Annotated in this window: 15 protein-coding genes; 5 read left to right on the plus strand and 10 right to left on the minus strand. The window is 70.5% G+C overall.

The window, feature by feature from the left end:
* The first annotated feature begins 54 nt into the window (after positions 1 to 54).
* A complete protein-coding gene (locus tag IT306_00525) occupies positions 55 to 2,112 on the plus strand; it encodes a DUF2723 domain-containing protein (protein ID MCC7366872.1) in 2,058 nt (685 codons plus the stop codon).
* 24 nt (positions 2,113 to 2,136) lie between these two features.
* Here the strand turns inward: IT306_00525 and IT306_00530 are convergent, their stop codons facing one another.
* Together IT306_00530 and IT306_00535 are read right to left on the minus strand one after the other, a co-directional pair.
* Positions 2,137 to 4,101, minus strand: coding sequence for a glycosyltransferase family 39 protein (locus IT306_00530; GenBank protein ID MCC7366873.1), 1,965 nt, complete (start codon positions 4,099 to 4,101; stop codon positions 2,137 to 2,139).
* Positions 4,102 to 4,106: 5 nt separating this feature from the next.
* Positions 4,107 to 6,554 (minus strand): tetratricopeptide repeat protein, encoded by a 2,448-nt coding sequence (locus IT306_00535; protein ID MCC7366874.1) that lies wholly within the window; start codon positions 6,552 to 6,554, stop codon positions 4,107 to 4,109.
* A 248-nt stretch (positions 6,555 to 6,802) separates the two neighbouring features.
* Between IT306_00535 and IT306_00540 the strand changes: the two genes are divergently transcribed.
* The gene (locus IT306_00540) at positions 6,803 to 7,321 is read left to right on the plus strand and encodes a c-type cytochrome (GenBank protein ID MCC7366875.1); all 519 of its coding nucleotides are present in this window, start codon (positions 6,803 to 6,805) and stop codon (positions 7,319 to 7,321) included.
* A 9-nt stretch (positions 7,322 to 7,330) separates the two neighbouring features.
* On the opposite strand, the gene IT306_00545 is transcribed toward IT306_00540, so the two are convergent.
* The 6 genes from IT306_00545 to IT306_00570 all read right to left on the minus strand — a co-directional run bounded on the left by IT306_00545 (position 7,331) and on the right by IT306_00570 (position 12,692).
* Positions 7,331 to 8,020: a TrkA family potassium uptake protein gene (locus IT306_00545; GenBank protein ID MCC7366876.1), complete on the minus strand. Its 690-nt coding sequence runs from the start codon at positions 8,018 to 8,020 to the stop codon at positions 7,331 to 7,333.
* 2 nt (positions 8,021 to 8,022) lie between these two features.
* On the minus strand, positions 8,023 to 8,442 hold the full coding sequence (locus IT306_00550; protein ID MCC7366877.1) for a TrkA family potassium uptake protein: 420 nt from the start codon (positions 8,440 to 8,442) through the stop codon (positions 8,023 to 8,025).
* A 101-nt stretch (positions 8,443 to 8,543) separates the two neighbouring features.
* A complete protein-coding gene (locus IT306_00555) occupies positions 8,544 to 8,972 on the minus strand; it encodes a universal stress protein (protein MCC7366878.1) in 429 nt (142 codons plus the stop codon).
* Between the two features lie 100 nt (positions 8,973 to 9,072).
* On the minus strand, positions 9,073 to 10,395 hold the full coding sequence (locus IT306_00560) for a hypothetical protein (GenBank protein MCC7366879.1): 1,323 nt from the start codon (positions 10,393 to 10,395) through the stop codon (positions 9,073 to 9,075).
* On the minus strand, positions 10,392 to 11,945 hold the full coding sequence (locus IT306_00565) for a hypothetical protein (GenBank protein MCC7366880.1): 1,554 nt from the start codon (positions 11,943 to 11,945) through the stop codon (positions 10,392 to 10,394). Before IT306_00565 ends, IT306_00560 begins: the two co-directional genes overlap by 4 nt.
* Before the next feature lie 6 nt (positions 11,946 to 11,951).
* Positions 11,952 to 12,692, minus strand: coding sequence for a Sir2 family NAD-dependent protein deacetylase (locus IT306_00570; GenBank protein MCC7366881.1), 741 nt, complete (start codon positions 12,690 to 12,692; stop codon positions 11,952 to 11,954).
* Positions 12,693 to 12,864: 172 nt separating this feature from the next.
* Between IT306_00570 and IT306_00575 the strand changes: the two genes are divergently transcribed.
* Entirely contained in the window at positions 12,865 to 13,959 is a 1,095-nt protein-coding gene (locus tag IT306_00575; GenBank protein ID MCC7366882.1) for an ATP-dependent 6-phosphofructokinase, read from the plus strand.
* A gap of 7 nt (positions 13,960 to 13,966) precedes the next feature.
* On the opposite strand, the gene IT306_00580 is transcribed toward IT306_00575, so the two are convergent.
* Positions 13,967 to 14,413: a zinc ribbon domain-containing protein gene (locus tag IT306_00580; GenBank protein MCC7366883.1), complete on the minus strand. Its 447-nt coding sequence runs from the start codon at positions 14,411 to 14,413 to the stop codon at positions 13,967 to 13,969.
* A 198-nt stretch (positions 14,414 to 14,611) separates the two neighbouring features.
* A complete protein-coding gene (locus tag IT306_00585) occupies positions 14,612 to 15,013 on the minus strand; it encodes a helix-turn-helix transcriptional regulator (protein MCC7366884.1) in 402 nt (133 codons plus the stop codon).
* A gap of 403 nt (positions 15,014 to 15,416) precedes the next feature.
* Here IT306_00585 and thiL point away from each other — a divergent pair, with 403 nt between their 5' ends.
* Together thiL and tsaE are read left to right on the plus strand one after the other, a co-directional pair.
* Complete coding sequence (thiL, locus tag IT306_00590; protein MCC7366885.1) at positions 15,417 to 16,559, plus strand: thiamine-phosphate kinase; 1,143 nt, start codon at positions 15,417 to 15,419, stop codon at positions 16,557 to 16,559.
* The gene (gene tsaE / locus IT306_00595; GenBank protein ID MCC7366886.1) at positions 16,556 to 17,029 is read left to right on the plus strand and encodes a tRNA (adenosine(37)-N6)-threonylcarbamoyltransferase complex ATPase subunit type 1 TsaE; all 474 of its coding nucleotides are present in this window, start codon (positions 16,556 to 16,558) and stop codon (positions 17,027 to 17,029) included. Before thiL ends, tsaE begins: the two co-directional genes overlap by 4 nt.

Here is a 17,029-nt window from a genome sequence, read left to right on the forward strand (position 1 = left end):
ACTCCCCCCTCCCGGAGCGATCTGGGCGGGGGGAGTTTCCGCGTTCGGCGACGGTTGTCCAGATTCCTGGCTGCCCCATGGCCGCTGTCGTTCGGCGTCGGGCTGCTGGCGTTCGCCGCCTACGTCTTGACGCTCTCGCGGGGCGTCCTCGGCGGCGATGCCGGCGAGCTGCAGTTCGTGCCGCCGATCCTCGGCCTGACCCACCCGACGGGCTACCCGCTCCAGGTGCTCGTGCACTTTCTGTGGAGCTATCTGCCGTTCGGGAGCGTGGCGTACCGCTTGAACCTGCTCGACGCCGCGTTCGCCGCCGCCGCCGTCGGCGCGACGGTCGCCCTGACACGCAGTCTGGGCGCGGGGCCGGCCGGCGCTGCCCTGGCTGGCCTGTGCCTCGCCTTCGGCGAACTGTGGTGGTCACAGGCCGTGCGGGGCGACAAGTACACCCTCAACGGGCTGTTCCTGGCGCTGGTGCTCTGGCTGTTCGTGCGCTGGCGGGCTGCGCCGTCAGCGGGGCGGCTCGCGTGGCTGGCCGTGGTCTACGGCGTCAGCCTGACGCACCATCGCAGCATGGCGCTGGTCGCGCCCGCGCTGCTGGTGGGCCTGTTGCTGTCGCGGTGGCGTCCCCGCCTGCCTGAGCTTGCGACTGCCGCGCTGCTGGCGGCCAGCCCGCTCCTCTTGTACGCCTACCTGCCGTGGGCGGCGGCGCGCGGCCTGCCCCCCGGCAGTTGGACGGTCGATTCGCCGCTGTCGCTCCTCGAATTCCTGCTGGACCGTGGCTACACCTCGGCTCTGCGCCCTGACGCGGCCTTTCGAGGGCGCTTGCTCGAGGAGGCCTGGGTGCTGGTGCGGTCCTTCGGGCCGCTCGGCGCGCTGCTGGGCATGGCCGGTCTGGTGGCGGTCAGCGCTCGCCGCCGGATCGAGTCGCTGGTGCTGCTGCTGGCGTTCGCGCCGCAAGCCGTGCTCGCGGCAAGCTACCTCCTCGAATCGAACTACCAGTTGCCGCGCCACTGGGTCTTCTACCTGCCGGCCTTCTTGATCTGGAGCGTCTGGCTCGGACTCGGCGTTGACGCAGCCTGTCGCTGGCTCACGGCACGGGCCGGCAGAATCGGAGCAGCACGGCTGGCGCTGCCGGCCCTGGTCGCCATCATCCTGCTGGTGCAGGCCGGCACGGCCTGGATGCGCGGCGCACTGATGCTGGTGCGCGCCGAGGCCGGGGCCGAGACGATGGATTCCTGGCGGCAGGACTTCCAGCGGTCGCCGGTCGCCGAGCGCTTCGGGCGGCTCGCGTTCGAGTTGACCGATCCTGACAGTATCATCGTCTGCGACTGGGAGCAGGCGACGGTGCTCTGGTACTTCCAGCAGGTCGAGGGCCAGCGCCGCGACATCGCCATCGTCTACCCCGTCGAGCGCCTGGACGACGTGCTCCAGCGCGCCGAGCGGACGGGCCAAACGGTGTACCTGAGCCGAACGCTGCCCGGGGTCGAAGACCGAGGCGTCGCCTCGACGGTCGGCCCGCTGCTGCGAGTCAGCAGCCCGCTCTACGTGCCACGGCTCGACGGCACAGGCCCGACGGTCGGCGGGGCCGGCGGGATCGAGCCAGCGGCCTACCCCCCACACGCCCGCGAGCTGTTCGTGTATTTCGAGGGTGGGCTCGATCTGGTCAGCATCTCCATGCATACGCCAGCCGTCCGCCCCGGCAGCGTCATCCCATTTACCCTGTTCTGGAAGCGCAGCCAGCCACCCCCCAACGAGCCGCCCCTGCGTGAGGACATCACGGTCTCCGTGCGGCTGCTCGGCCCGGACGGCACGGTCCTGGCGGCCCACGACGACCGCCCGGCCCTGGGAACCTCGCGGAGCAGCCGCTGGCCCGAGGACGTCATCGTCGGCGACTACCGCGAACTGCCGGTTGGCAGCCGCCTGCGCCCGGGAGCGTACCGACTGGCGGTCGTGCCGTACCTCCCCGAAACCCGCCGAAACGTGCCGCCAAGGTTTATCGTGCCGGTGCCGGGTCAGGATGTCGAGGCAGCCCCAGAGGGCGTGACCGTGCCGATCGCCGTCGAGCCTCGTACGCTCAGTGGACCGCTGGACCTCCTGGCCGGCCTGCTGGGTCGCTGAGGCTGCAAGCCAGGCCTCCCTGGCTCAGCGGACGGTGATGCGACCGACCACGATCTCGTCGCCGCCATCTGGCAATCTGGCCTTCTGTCGAGCCTTCGAGTCGTAGACGGACACGACCACCTCGTACTCTCCGGTCGGGATGGCGGACTCGCTCTTGACGAAGGTGCTCTGGAACAGCCACCGCCCGATCTCCCAGTCGGCGGTGCCGTCGCTGCCGCCGGACAGCGACTCCTGCTGCTGATCCCAGGCCTCCCCGTCCGTGCCGCGCAGCACCGTGATCGCGTGGAAGTCGGACGCCAGCCGCCGTGTGGCCTCCCATTCGAGGGTCACGGTCGCACCCTCGCCCGGGCGCATCTCGGTGCGGTCTACCAGGGCGCTGGCCAGCACCGGGCCGTTGGCGAAGTCGGCGCGGAGCGGCACAGCGGCGGGGTTCGCCAGGAGCTTTCGCACCGCCGCCATATCGCGCGTCTCCTGCACGTAGATCGAGCGGTCCACGTCATTCCGACGGTTGTAGACCTTGACCAGCCGGTAGTTCTCTTCGACCCAGCGCTTGAACTCGCTGAGGCCGCGCAGGCGGTCAGCCCACAGCACGACCACGGTCGGGTTGTACGGCGTCGCCTGGGCCACGGCCTCGACGCCCCGCAGCGAGCGCGAGCGAATCCGCGAGCGCGACGTGTCCACCAGCAGCGGCGGCACCAACCGTCCGGCCAGGAACGTCAGATACGGGTGATCCGTCACCACGTAGTCGGTCGGCGCAGAGAGGGCGGCGATCGCGGTCACCGCGTCGGCGTACTGCTCCAGGGCCGGGTCGACGTCGGTGTCGGCGGTCACCCGCAGCAGCTGCCCGCTCTGAGCAGCCAGCGCCGGCGCAGCAGAGGCGTACCAGACCAGCAAGCCGGCCAGCGCCATGCCGACAGCGGCCCGCGGCGGCACTGGCCGCGCGCCGCGCACCAGTTCGACGGCAAACGCCACACCCACGCCGGCCAGCACGCAGAGCGGCGGGATCATCACCACCGCGTGCTTCCCGTGGAGCGGCGAGTACGACAGCAGCAGCCCGACGCTCGCCAGCGCCCAACTGACGATCAGGGCAGCATCGACCCGCCGGCACGTCAGCAGCACGATGCTGGCGGCAGCGCCGATCCACGGCAGGGCCGCCGGCTCGAACGAGAGCGCACGAGCGAGCGCCACACGATTCTTCCAGAGGCTCCAGCCCTCGCTGCCCCGGCTCTCCATGCGGTAGGCGACGATCTGATCGAAGACCCCGGCCAGCCCGACGCCGACCACGACCAGGATGCCCAACCCGGCCACCAAAACGCCGAGCAATACGCCGTCTACGAGCATTGTGCGGAAGCCGTACCGCCAGCGGCTCAGCACGGCCAGCCCGAGCGGCACGCCGGCCGCCAGGGTGATCGGCTTGATCAGCAGGCTGACGGCGAACAGCAGGCCACAGGCCGCCAGCCAGCGGCGGCTGCCCGAGCGCGCGTACACGACGGCCGCGGCCACCGCGAACGCCGCCGGTGCGAGCGCCGGCACCTCGGCCAGGGCGATCCGCGAGCCTTCAAGGTAGAGCGGGCTGAGCACCAGCAGGGCCAGCGTCGTCAGCGCGCCGAGCGGCCCGCCAACAAGCCGTGCCAGCCAGTACGCGCCGCACAGCCCCAGCAACGAGTAGACGCCGACCGACAGTCGCGCCGCCACCAGATCCTGCCCAAACAGTACGAACCACGGATGGAGCAGATCCAGCAGCAGCGGACCCTGGGCCGCGAAAATGTCCTTGAATGGCCGATAGCCGACCGACATCAGGAAGAGTTGCTCGACGCGGATGCCCTCGTCGAAGAGGCCGCTGTAGACGCCGAGGTTGACAGTCCGCATCGCGACGGCGAGAGTCAACAACGCCAACGCCAGCAGACCCTCAAGCCAGACCGTCCGCACAGAGGGCACGGCGACCGATGGCGCGGCGCGCAGATTCGCGGCCGATTCAGTCGAAGCCATACGCGTCAGCCGCCAGCCTCGATGCGCTGAAGCTCGGTGCGAGCCTCGGCCTGGGCCTGCCGCTGATCGTCGTCATTGCCCGGCAGGGCCAGCGCGACGTGAAGCTCGCGGATGGCGTCCTCACGGCGCGCTGCCACAACGTAAGCACGTGCAAGATTCAGGTGCAGTTGCGCCCGCCGCGGCGCAAGCGCCACGCCCTGCTCGTAGTACTGGACCGCTTCGGACGTTCGCCCCAGCTTCAGATACGACTCGGCGATCTGGTGCATCGTGGAGGCGTTGCGCGGATCGAGGCGGCGCGCCTCCTGGAAGTAGGCGGCAGCCTCCTCGTACATCCCCTGGTAGAAGTGGATCGAGCCCAGCTCGACCCGCGGGCGGTCGTAGGTCGGGTCGACCTGGGCCGCCAGCGAGAACCAGAACTTCGCGGCCTTGAAGTTGCCGCCGCCGCGCTTCTCGTTGCGTCGGAACGGCTCACCGGTCAGGACGAGCTGCCGTGAGAGGTTCCGCGCCGATTCCGGCTTACGGGCCACGGCGGTCATCAGCGCCGAGAGTGCGTCGCCGTCGTCGCCGCCGCCGTCGAGCACCACCTTGGCGAAGTTCGAGATGTACTCGGCCTGGTCGGGGTCCAGGTCGATCAGCGCCGCGTAGGCCAGCGCCGCGTCGTGGTAGCGCCGGCCACTCCACAGCTTCTCGGCCAGCGCCTTGAGCCGTGGCTCGTCCTCACCTTCACGGTAGAGGCGAACGGTCAACGTTACCAGGCCGGCTTCCGATGAGACGCGCGCCAGTTGGGCGCGCTCGAAGGGCGTCAGGCTCGGGCGATACGCCGTTTCGAGAATCGACGTGGCAGCCGGCAGGTCGTGACGCAGCGTCTTGACCCAGGCGAGGTTGCGAAGGGCCGGCAGGTTGCGGCTGTTCCAGGTGACGGCCTGCGTCAGCCAGTCGTCGGCGCGCGCCAGCCGCGCGGCGCGCAGATCGGCGTCCCGTGACCTGTCGAGCACGGCGGCGAGCAGCTGTGTGCTGCCGGCGTTCAGGTAGATGCCGCTGATCCAACGGGGAGCCAACGCTGCCAGCCCGGCCAGCGCAACGATGGCGAGCGCGCCAGCCGCTGCCAGACGGCCAGCCGACATCGTGCCGAGGCGAGAGCGCGCGCTCGTGGCCGCCGGAACTGGCGGACGCACCGGCGCCCAGATCCGATCCGCCGAGACCGTCACCGCCAGCATCGCCAGCGTCAGCGCGAGGCTCAGGTTGTTCGAGACCACCTGATCGGTCATCCCGTAGATGGCTGATCCGATGAATGCGCCAGCCGCCGCGCCGACCAGCCAGCGCCGCGGCCCCCGCGCCCGCCGCAGCCCACGCAGGCTGATGACGGTCCCCACGATCAGCAACCCAGCCATCCCGACGGCCCCCAGCAGCCCCTGCTCGCCGTAGGCCTGCACCACGACGTTGTGGGTGTGGGAGACCTGATACGGGTCCGGCAGCTGGTGATACCAGGCGAATACTTCGGCCAGCGTCCGCATCCCGAGGCCCGCGCCCGTCAGCGGCATGTCGCCGAGCAGCGCGACGGTCCCGGTCCAGTACCCCAGCCGCTGGTTCAGCCACTCCGACTCGACGCCGCGCGAGATCGTGCCGCGCTGCAGCAGGACGTACATGAAGCCGACCGCCGCCGGCGGGATGATCCAGGCCAGACGGGTCCGGTGCGCCGCGACAACGGTCCCGGCCAGCGCGAGCGCCAGGAACGCACCGCGCGCCTGTGAGGCCAGCAGGAGGGGCAGCAGTCCCAGCAGCACCAACCCGCCACTGATGACGTAGCGGCGATCCGGGCCGAGCGCGGCAGCGGCCACCGCGAACGACGCCGCCAGCAGCAGGACGTGCGCCAGGCCGTACTGGTGGACGGTGAAGCGCGCGTTGACCTCGAGCGTGTCACCCGTCACGCCCGGGAAGACCGAGAACGGCGCGAGGAACGGCGAGAGCAGCGCTGTCACGGGACTGTCTGGCAGCATGCCGCGCAGGAGAGCCAGTACCGCCAGGATGCCGACCGCCGCCGCGACGCCGCAGGCCGCCGCCGCCTGACCCAGGTGGCGCTGGTCCTGCGCGTATCCGCGCACGGCGTAGAACGTCGCGAGCGCGCCAACCACGCCGGTCAGGCGCAGCATGGCCGCGCCCGGCTCGTGCGCCACCACAAAGCCGACGCCCGTCCCAAGGGCCAGCAACAGCAGCCACGGGTCCACCGGAGCCAGACGGGCGAACACCCCGCCACGCACGATCTGGAGCACGATGCTCGCAGCCACCAGGGCGAAGCCCAGTGGCGTCAGCGGGTTCGGGTAGGCGAACAGCAGCAGAATGCCGAGCGGGAGCGTCCAGCGCTCGACCCGCGCGAGCGCGGTTGCGAGGTCGTGAGCCTCAGGCAGGGCACCAGATCGAGCCCGCCCACCGTACGACGTCCACATCGGCTTCACGCGTCGTCCTCGGGCGGCAACCGGCCGGGGGCCGGCCTCGTGGTTGAGTTGCACGAGTCTACCAGATCGCGATTCTGGCCCTCAATCGATCCGGGATCGGTCGCGGCATCTCCTGGTGGCCGCGAGTCCAAAGCGCCTGCTCGTTCGTAGGGGTGAGTACGGGCGAGGTCAGCAGGTATCCTCGCCGGCAGTTGGCGAACAGCACGGCGGGCAGCAACACGCCGCCCGTGCATACTGGAGGCGGACAGGTGGGGTGGAGAGGACCGAGTCGGGTCTCGCTTGGGGCGATGGCGGCGGGCGTGCTGATCGTGGCGGCGAGCATCGGTGCGCAGCCAGCGCGGGCGTTCCCGCCGGATCAAGTGTCGCGCGGTGAGGGCGTCTGGAACCGCATCTGCTCCGAGTGCCACGGACCGGACAGCACCAACGTCGATGCACCGCTCTTGCTGCGGCCCGACTCACTGCGGCGCTTCCCGAACGCGGCGGCGGCCCACAAGTACGTCAGCGAGAGCATGCCGAACGAAACGCCCGGCTCGCTGGCCCAGGAAGAGTACTGGGACGTGATCGCGTATCTGCTGGCGAGCTACGGCGTGGGCGAGGGTGACGCACCGCTCGGACCGGAGACCGCCGCGAACGTCCCGACGCGGGCCGGTGGGACGCGCGGCGCTCCGGCTGCCAAGCCGGCCGGCGAGCCCGCCGCGAAGCCATCTGGCGACCCGGCCGCCCAGCCCGAAGGCGAGGCCGAGGGCGAGGGCACTCCCGCCCCCTGACCCGGACGGTCAGCGCGGCCGGGGAGGCCCGGCCGCGCCGCTCCTGGCGAAGAAGAGCTTCCGGAGATCCTCTTCGTGCTTCGGGCGAGTCAGCGCCAGGATCTCGTCGCCGGCCCGCAACGTGGTGTTGCCGGTCGGGAAGATCGATTCGCCTCCCCGAATCACGAACGCGATCAGCGAGTCAGGCGGCAAGCGCAGCTCGCGCAGCGCCACGCCCGTCAGCGATGAGTCCTTCGGCAGCGTGATGTCCACGACCTCGACGTCGGCGTGGCGCAGCCGCAGCAACGGCACCAGCGCCTGCTCGGGGATCTCCTGCTCGATGACCGACATGATCAGGTCGGTGCTGCTCACCGTGGCGTCGATGCCGAGCAGGCGGAAGATATCCTCGTTCTTCGGATTGTTGATGCGGGCGATGGCGCGCGGCACATTGAAGCGCCGCTTCGCCACCTGGCAGATGACAAGGTTGTCCTCGTCGTCACCCGTGACAGCCACCATGACTTCGGCCCGGTTGGTGCCGGCGTCGGCCAGCACGCTCGCCTCATCGGCGTTCCCGCGCTGCACCACGTTGCCAAGCTCAGCCGCGATCTGCGCGCACCGTGACGCGCTCTTCTCGATCAGCAGCACCTCGTGCCCCTGGGCGATCAGCTCGCGCGCCAGGTAAAAGCCGACCTTCCCGCCGCCAGCGACGATGATGTACACGGCTACTCCCCCCCGCGCGGCGCGTTGCCGGTCAGCATGTCGAAGAAGACCTGCGCGCCGATGACCGTCGGGCTGATGGCGTCCAGGCCGAGCGCCTGGTACGTGTCCTGGCGGATCGGATCGTAGATGCGGGTCACGACGTGCGGCACCTTGAACACATGCTTGGCGACCTGCGCCGCCATGATGTTGCGATTGTCGCCCTGCGTGACCGCCGCAAAGGCGTCCGCCCGCTCGATGCCGGCACGGATCAGATCGTCGTGGTCGATGCCGTTTCCGACCATCGTGGAGCCTGGAAAGCTGCGCCCGAGCCGGTCGAATGCTGGCGGACTGGTGTCCATCACCAGCACCTCATGCCCGGCATCGACGAGAAGGTTGGCAAGGCGGGCGCCGACGCGTCCGCACCCCATGATGATCACGTACATCGGAATTGATCGCCCTCAGTTGCGAGTGCCGTCGCGCGCTGGCGACTCGGATGACCGATTCGAATGCGCGAGCAGCGTGTCCGCCCCGCCGCCGGCGTCCATCAGGGTAGCGGCTGGCGGCACACCCACACACGGCAAGGGGCGTGCTTGAGCACGTACGGCACGGTCTGTCCGAGGTCAAACTCCCCGAACCGCTTCTTGTAGATGATCCCGAGCACCACAAGATCGATGCCTCGCTCAAGGACCTCGTCAACAATCGCTGAACCAACGTCGCGCGCCTGGAGCAGGTCTGTGTGGACAGTCACGCCCAGCCGTTCGCCGACCTGTTCGGCGAGGTTGAGAAGGTCCTCGCCGCGCTCAGCCTCTTCGCGAAGCTCGGCGTCCAGCGGCAGCGTGCGCTTCACCTCGATAACGTGAATCGCATAGACCTGGGCCTTCGACCGCCGCGCTGTTTCGCAGGCAAGCTCGAGGGCCTCTTCGTCCGAGGGGTTCCCATTGATTGGAACCAGGATACGAGTCGCGTGATTCATGCCCCGATTTCCGGGCTGGTGTTCGGCAGCCGTAGTATAGCATCGAGTGGTGCACCAGCCGGCCGACTCTCCAGGATTGCCAGCGCACCCGCCGCACGTGCTACGCGGGAGTCACGCCGACGCCGTCGAAGACCAGCAATCCGGGTCCGAGCACACCGGATACGCGCACCACGCGAGACGACGCTTGTGATACATGGTCGATGAGACTCCCGGCGAGCCGGACGGCGCAGCGGCCCACCACGGCGCCGCCGACGACCGCCTCAGCGTCGGGCGTCACCAGGGCGTAGGAGGCTCGACGCACGGCCTGGGTGTGCAGGCCCGGCAACGCTCGCACCACCACGCCGTGCCCCAGCGCCTGCAGGGCCTGGTCCCAGGTGAGCGCGGGCGCGGCGCATTCGAGCAGCGCGAACGGCCGCCCGCGCGGTCGCGGCGTCGGCGGCAGACCGAGCGCCTGGCTCTCCTCCACGTCCACCAGCGGCCGGCACAGCCGCCCGTCGGCGATCAGCGCCACCCGCCCGGCCCTCACGCCCTCCGGGCTGCACGGTGCCGTGGCCATCTCGAACGGGAGGGTGGTATCGACCAGCAGGCTGAGATCGTCGCGCAGGACGCGCTGCCGCTGATCCAGGTCCGTCTGCGCGAACAGGCTCCTGCCCTCACGGATCGTCCGCCCGTTCAGGTTGGGCAGCAGGAACCGGCCGATCAGCGCGTCAACGGCGGCCGGCGCGAAGAGGACGCCACCCGCTGGCGTCGGCACGGGAACCTCGACGCGCAGACGATGCGCCTGCTCGGTCGCCTCGACGCACAGGCGGTCACGGTCGGCGGGTGATGGCCAGCTCCGTCGCTCGTACGAGGCGCTTCCCAGCTCGTCAGCCCAGAGCTGCAAGCTGAACGCCGTCTCGTCCCACCCCGCGACGAAGCCGGCCGACGACCGGACGGCGTGACGGCCGACCGTCACCCGGAGGACAGCATCGACACGGGCCGCGCCGGACCGTCCCGCATCCTCGCCCAGTTGCGCCAGCAGCCCGAGCGCACGCGCTGGCTCGTCGTAGACAGCCTGCGAAACGGACGGATCGAACGTCTGGACGGCTGGTGGCACCGACGGACCAGGAAGCGGTGGCAGCGCACCGTGGCGCGGCACGAGCGCCGCCGACCGCCACTCCGCGAGGGCCGATGGCGGATCGGCCAGCGCCTGCCGGTCTGCCTGGGCGCGCGTCAAACGGCCATCGGACCAGTGCAGTTCCAGGAGTCCGGCCAGCCACCGGGCGATGCCCGGCCCCTCGTACGGACCGCCGAGCTGCGAGTCGCGGATGCCGATGCGGAGCGCGGTGCGCTCGGCCACCTCGAAGCGCCAGCCGGCGACGCGCTGGCCGTCGCACGGCGGCCTCTGGTCGAGGTAGGCCGCGAGAGCGTCGGCGACGATCATGGGGCAGCCGTGACCACGAGATCGGGGTCGGCGTCCAGCACCAGGAGCGCGTGCGAGCCGCCGCTGCTGGAGACGGCGCTGCCATCCTTCCCACAGCTGCCGATGGCGTCGGTGCAGAGCGGCCCGATGCCAGCTCGGATGGCCGCCAGCGCCCGTTCGGCCAGCCCCGAGAACGAGGCCGGCCCCAGCGGTCGCCCGCCATCGGACAGATCGTAGGCGGCGTCCGCGCCAAACACGAAGTCGCCGCGCCGGGGGTGCGCCTGCCCGCCTCGGTAGCCGGCCAGGTACAGCGTCGGGGACGAGCGGTCGATCAGTCCGTGCTGTCGAACGGCGCGCAGCACGTCGTCCGGGGTCAGCCCCTCCGGGTCGGCGTCGAGCGGCAGGGCGCCCGCGACCTCGATGCGGATATTGGTCATGCGTGGCGTGGGGCGGTCCCGATAGCTTGACGCCCGGCAGGCCCCGGTGACGGGCGCGCCGGCCTGCTCGGCCGAGAAGAGATCGCCCAGGCCCGCCGTCAGCACGCCACGGTCGATCAGGCGGACCGTCTGGCGCTCGATCCCGTTCGCGCTCACCGGCTGCTGCACGAAGTCGCCCGGCAACGGGCCGTCCACAATCGAGACGGTTCCGCGCGCAAGCTGCTCCCCGAGGCGCAGCCGCCCGCCGCGCATCAACACGGATCCATCCACGTCGGTCTCGCAAAGGTGGCCGATGGCCTCGTGCGCCAGCCCCTTGGCCAGCGCGTGGTTGAGCACCAGCCGGTACGATCCCTCCCGTGGCGGCGGGGCTGACGCTGCCGCCACGGCATCGTTGGCGGCGCGCCGCAGCCTGACGGCGAGGCGGCCAGCCGACTGTTCGTCCAGCAGATCGGTCGAGGCGTCGCCCGCCAGGTGTGCGCCGGCCCGCACCGCCCGTCCGTCGATCCGGCCACCAAGCTCGTGACGGACGGCGACGCGCGAGGTGTCGAAGCAGACATCGCAGCCATCCGACCTGACGATGCGCCATCGCTCGTCAATCGCCTGGAGCGACGTCCGCACCGTCCGGTCCGCCCCGACGTTCAGCGCAGCCAGCAGTTGCTGGGCGTCGGCGAGCCGGCGAGCCGCGTCAGACGGCTGCGCAGGCTGCGCGATGCGCTCGCACCGGCGCCGCGCACTGAGGGCCGATGCTCCGAGGGCCGATGCTCCGAGGGCCGATGCTCCGAGGGCCGATGCTCCGAGGGCCGATGCTCCGGCGAGGCTGTGAAGCGGGTCGCGTTGGGGCGCGCGCCGTGGGCTGGTCGCTCTCGCCAGCAGCCCGGCCTGTTGGACGGCCGCAACCACCGCTTCGGGCCGCAGGTCGTCCACGGACGCGAATCCGACGGCCCCGTCCTCGGTGAAGACGTGGACGCCCAGGCCGGCCGTGCGGCTGATCCGCTCACGGTCCACGCGGCCATCCGCCACCACGGTACGCCGCTCGGTCATCTCCTGCATGCGGAGGATCAGCCGCAGCCCGCTCGCACGCGCCTCGGCCAGCGCGGCGTCCGCAGCGGCTGCGGACGCACCCTCCGGCTTCACCAGACGCTACGCCGGGGCTGCGGCGAGAGCGACAGCGGCCGGCAGGATCTCCGCCGCCTTCGCCCGCACCACCAGCGTTGCACGGTCGTCGAGCGGGGTCGGCGTCTGGTTCAAGATGACGACCGGCTTGCCCAGGCGGGTCGCCAGCAGGGGCAGGTCGGCGGCCGGGCGCACCACCAGCGACGACCCGATCACCAGCACGAGGTCTGAGGCGCGGATCGCCCTTTCAGCGGCCGTCAGCGGGCGGCGCGGCATCGGCTCTCCGAACGAGATGGTCGTCGGCTTGAGGATGCCGCCACAGTCGACACAGGCCGGCTCGGCCTCGCCGGCCAGCACCCGCCGATGTACGAGGGTCCGCGCCGCCTCCATGTCGCAGCTCAGGCAGCGGACGCTGTGCGCGTTGCCGTGCAGCTCGATGACGCTCTGGCGCTGATGACCGGCTTTCACATGCAATCCGTCGATGTTCTGCGTGACCACGGCCAGCAACTGGCCGCGCCGCTCCAGTTCGACCAGCGCCAGATGGCCCGCATTGGGGACGGCCGCCGCGACGACCGGATAGGTCTCCAGGCCGCGACGCCACGTCTCGCGGCGCGCCTCGCTGTGCGCGAGAAACTGCGCGTACTCAATCGGCTTGTTGCGGTCCCAGACGCCGCCGGGACTCCGAAAGTCGGGAATCCCGGACTCGGTGCTCATACCTGCGCCGGTGAACGCCACGATGCGCGTGGCGCCCGCCAGGAGGGCCGCCATCTGTCTTGCTGGGTCGGGCGCGTCAACGCTGTCTGTCATCGTGACTCAGAGGATACGAGAGAGACGGCCCCGGCACCACGAAAATGCCGTCACGCGCTCGGCCTTTCGTTCGTTCTCGACTAGCGACATATACTCGACAGACCGACACTGGCAGCCAGACTGGGGTGACATCATGGTAGCTGGGCAGCTTCGGCGCGTCGGCGTCCTCACGGCCGGTGGCGACTGCCCCGGACTGAACGCCGTCATCCGGGCATTCGTGAAGACCGCCGAATCTCACTATGACTGGGATCTCGTCGGTATCCTCGATGGGTTCGAGGGGCTGTGCGGACCGAACGGCACGCGTCCCCTCCGCGGCGATGACGTGCGGGGCATCCTCACGCAGGGCGGCACGATCCTCGGCACCAGCAATCGGGGCAACCCGTTCGCCTTCCGCAGGATGATCGACGGGACCGAGCAGACCGTGGACCTGTCGGCTGAGGTGGTCCAGCGCCTCAAGGATCTCGACATCGGCGGCCTCGTCGTGATCGGCGGCGACGGCTCGATGCGTATCGGACTCCAGTTCCAGAAGCTGGGCGTGCCGATCGTTGGCGTCCCGAAGACCATCGACAACGACCTTGCCGCGACGGACGTGACCTTCGGGTTTGACACCGCCGTCGCCACCGCGACCGACGCCATCGACCGCCTGCGCTCGACCGCTGAAGCGCACCACCGCGTGATGATCGTCGAGGTGATGGGGCGCAACGCCGGCTGGATCGCGCTCGAAGCGGGCCTGGCTGGCGGCGGCGACGTCATCCTGCTCCCCGAGATCCCGTTCCGTCTCGAGCGTGTCGCTCAGGCCATCGAGGACCGCAACCGGCGGGGCCGCACCTTCAGCATCGTCGTGGTCGCCGAAGGCGCGCACCCGGTCGGCGGCGCGCCGATTGCCATGCGGATCGGCCCGGACGGCTTTCCGCGCCTGGGCGGCGTCGGCGTCTGGCTGGCGGACGAGCTGGGGCAGCGCATCAAGCACGAGGTCCGCGCGACAGTTCTCGGGCACACCCAGCGCGGCGGCACCCCGACGCCGTTCGACCGTGTGCTGGCGACGCGGCTCGGCTGCGCGGCGGCCTGGCTGGTCGGGCAGGGCGACTGGGGCAAGATGGTCGCCGTGCGCGGCGCGGAGATCGTGCCGGTGCCGCTCGAGGACGCCGTCCGAACGGCCAAACTGGTGCCGCCGCAGGGCGAACGCGTGCAGACGGCGCGGTACATCGGCGTGAGCTTCGGAGACTGAGGCAGACTCAGCCTTCGTCAGTCGGGCCGGCGGCCGGGAAGCTCGCGTCCAGGCGGCCAGGACCGCTCAGGCCACCAAACCCGCCCAGGTCGTCGCCGCCGTAGCCACCGGCGGCCGGCGCGTCGTCCGGCGTCTCGCCTGCTTCGAGCTGATCGACCATCTCGCGGAAGTCGTCTCCGACGTCTTCGCCGAGCTGCTCACCCATCTTGCGGGCCCACCGCGCGATGCTGCGCGGATCGTTCTCGTCCACACCGGCGAGGTCCGCATCCATCGACATATCCTCGAGCCGGCTCTCCTCCGACTTGAGGATGGCCACCCGCGACACCAACCGCGAGACGTCGGCGGAGCCACAATGCTCGCAACGCGGCTCGGCGCGCTCGGCGGCCGAGAACGTCTGAAAGTAGAGGCTGGAGCGGCGCGAGCACGCGCCACAACGGTATTCGTAGATCGGCATACCCGATTGTAGAGGCTGACCGACCGCCCGGCGCACCCGGCGCAGAAGAAGGCGGCCGTCGGTCCCGCTCGCCGTTGAGACGAGCGAGACCGACGGCCGCCTTCACGTCCTGAGGGCCGCGCTGGCTTGCGTTGCGCGAATGCAAGCGCTCGTGGTCCGGGCCGCGACGGTGGGACTCAGCGAGAGCGCGCGCTCGCGTCAGACCTTCTGAAGAAGTCGCGAAGCGCGCCGCCGCGGCCGCGCCTCGGTGCGCTGGGCGCGCAGGTCGATCACGCCTCGCAGCAGCGCGAGGCAGAGCCGCTTGTCCTCTTCGTCCAGCTGCTGCATCTCGCCGAACGCCTGTCGCAGCTCGACGTCGATCAGCTTGAGCGAGCGCTCCTGGTACTGGAGCAGGCCAGCCAGCTGGAGCAGCTCGCTGGGGCTGGTGGTCAGCGCGCTGCAGATCTCGAGCAGCGTGCTCACTCGGGGATCGTTCGTCTCGCCGCTCAACAGGCGGTAGAACGTCGCTCGGTTTCGCTTTCCACCGAGCCGGTCTGCGACCTCAGCCGGGCGCAGTCCACGCGCCTCAATGAGATCCCGAACGGCCTTACCAATAGACATTGCATCCCTCCGGCCGGACATTCGGGGCGAGTATAGCACCTTTATGGCGCGGTTGCGAGATCCTCACCCGAAACGTCGCAAGCGTGGCATTCCGTCGAGTCGCTTCCCGGCAGTCCGCCTCTCCAGATACCGCACAACCTCGGTCGTCCGACCGACGGGCGGATTGTCAATCCGCCAGACGGTTCGTACTGCTGCGTCTCTGCGACATTGTACGCTACGAACCGCCCCCATGCGCCACCTACAACGCGCCCAAACGGCCAAAAGTGATGCATGTTTCGGTCAATCCTGAAACTCGCCCGCCAATCGTCTCGCGGATGCGTTCTCCAGTCTCACCCTCGGGCTGACTACAATCCCTGGTACGGACCGCTCGCCGCGTCCGGCCACTTTCTTCGCAGGAATGCGCGTGTCCGATTCGTCGCCCCAACCGTCGCCCCGTGTGTCGCCCGATTCGAGCCTCACCGTCTCCGCGCTTGGCGAGTTCGGCCTGATCTCCCGGCTTGCCCGGGTGCTCGCGCCGGCCGGCCGCGACCCCCTGCAACCGGAAGCCACCGGCACGATGGGGATCGGGGATGACGCGGCGGTCTGGCAGCCCACCCCGGGCGCACAGCAGGTGCTGACCACCGATGCGCTGATCGAGGATGTGCACTTTCGGCATCGCACGACGGGCTGGCGCGACCTCGGGTGGAAGGCGCTGGCGGAGAACGTCAGCGACATCGCCGCGATGGGCGCGCGGCCGACCAGGGCCTTCGTCACGCTGGGGTTGCGGGCGGAGACCCTCGTGGCTGACCTTGAAGAGCTGTACCGGGGCCTTGCCGACCTTGACCGTGCGCTCGCGGAGGCCGGCCGCCACCACTGGGATCCGGCCGAGCGGCTCGGCGTCTCCGTGGCCGGCGGCGACACCGTGTCCTCGCCGTTCACCCTGATCAGCGTGACCGTGGTGGGCGAGGTCAGCGGGCCGGGGCTGCGCCGAGCAGCCGGACAGCCGGGCGACGTCCTGGCCGTGACGGGGACGCTCGGCGGGTCGAGCGGGGGCCTGTCGCTGCTCGAAGCGGGCGGCGACAGTCTGGCCGTGCAGCCGGCCGACGCCGTCACCGCCGAGCTGCTGGCGAGCCACCGTCGCCCGGTCCCCCGTGTGGTCGAGGGGCTGGTGGCGGTGGGCGCCGGGCTGCGCTGTGGCATGGATCTGTCGGACGGGCTGCTTGGCGACGCCGGCAAGCTCGCCTACGCCTCCGGCCTGAGCGCCCTGCTCGACTACGAGCGGCTGCCACTGTCGCCGGCGCTGATCCGCCAGTTCGGCGAGGCGCAGGCCCGTGCGCTGGCGCTCGCGGGCGGCGAGGACTACGAGCTGCTGGTCGCCGGGCCGCCTGGGACGGTCGCCGCGACCTCGCGGGAGCTGGAACGCCGCGGCCTGCCGCCGATGACAGTGGTCGGGCGGCTCGCGGCGGGGCGGCCCGGTCAGGTCAGCGTGGTCGATGGGCGGGGCGCGCCCGTGCCGACGCCGCGCGGCTCATGGGACCATTTCCGCCAGGGCGGCCCGACGGTATGACGATGCACCTGGAGATCGTATCCCATTCAGCCGAGCAGACCCGCCGGATCGGGCTGGCGCTCGGCGAGGCCGCCGAGCCGGGCGACACGCTGCTGCTCGACGGCGAGTTTGGGGTCGGCAAGACGGTGCTCGTGCAGGGGCTGGCCGCCGGACTCGGCGTCCGCGGGACGGTCGCCAGTCCGTCGTTCGTGCTGATGGTGCAGCACCAGGGCCGCCTGACCCTGTTCCATGTCGATCTGTATCGTCTCGACGGCCGCCTGGACGACGAGATGCTGGACAGCCTCGACGACTGGCGCGCAGCCGGCGGCGTCTGCGCCATCGAGTGGCCCGACGCCCTGCCAGGCGACCTCCGGGCAGGCGCCACCATCATCCGTATCGAGGCGACCTCCGAAGACGAGCGTCGGCTGACCATCGACTCGGACGCGCCGCACCTGATCGCCGCCCTGCGAACCGCCACGGAGGCACGCTGA

This window comes from Chloroflexota bacterium, from assembly GCA_020850535.1.
In the GTDB taxonomy this organism is placed as follows: Bacteria; Chloroflexota; UBA6077; order UBA6077; family JACCZL01; genus JADZEM01.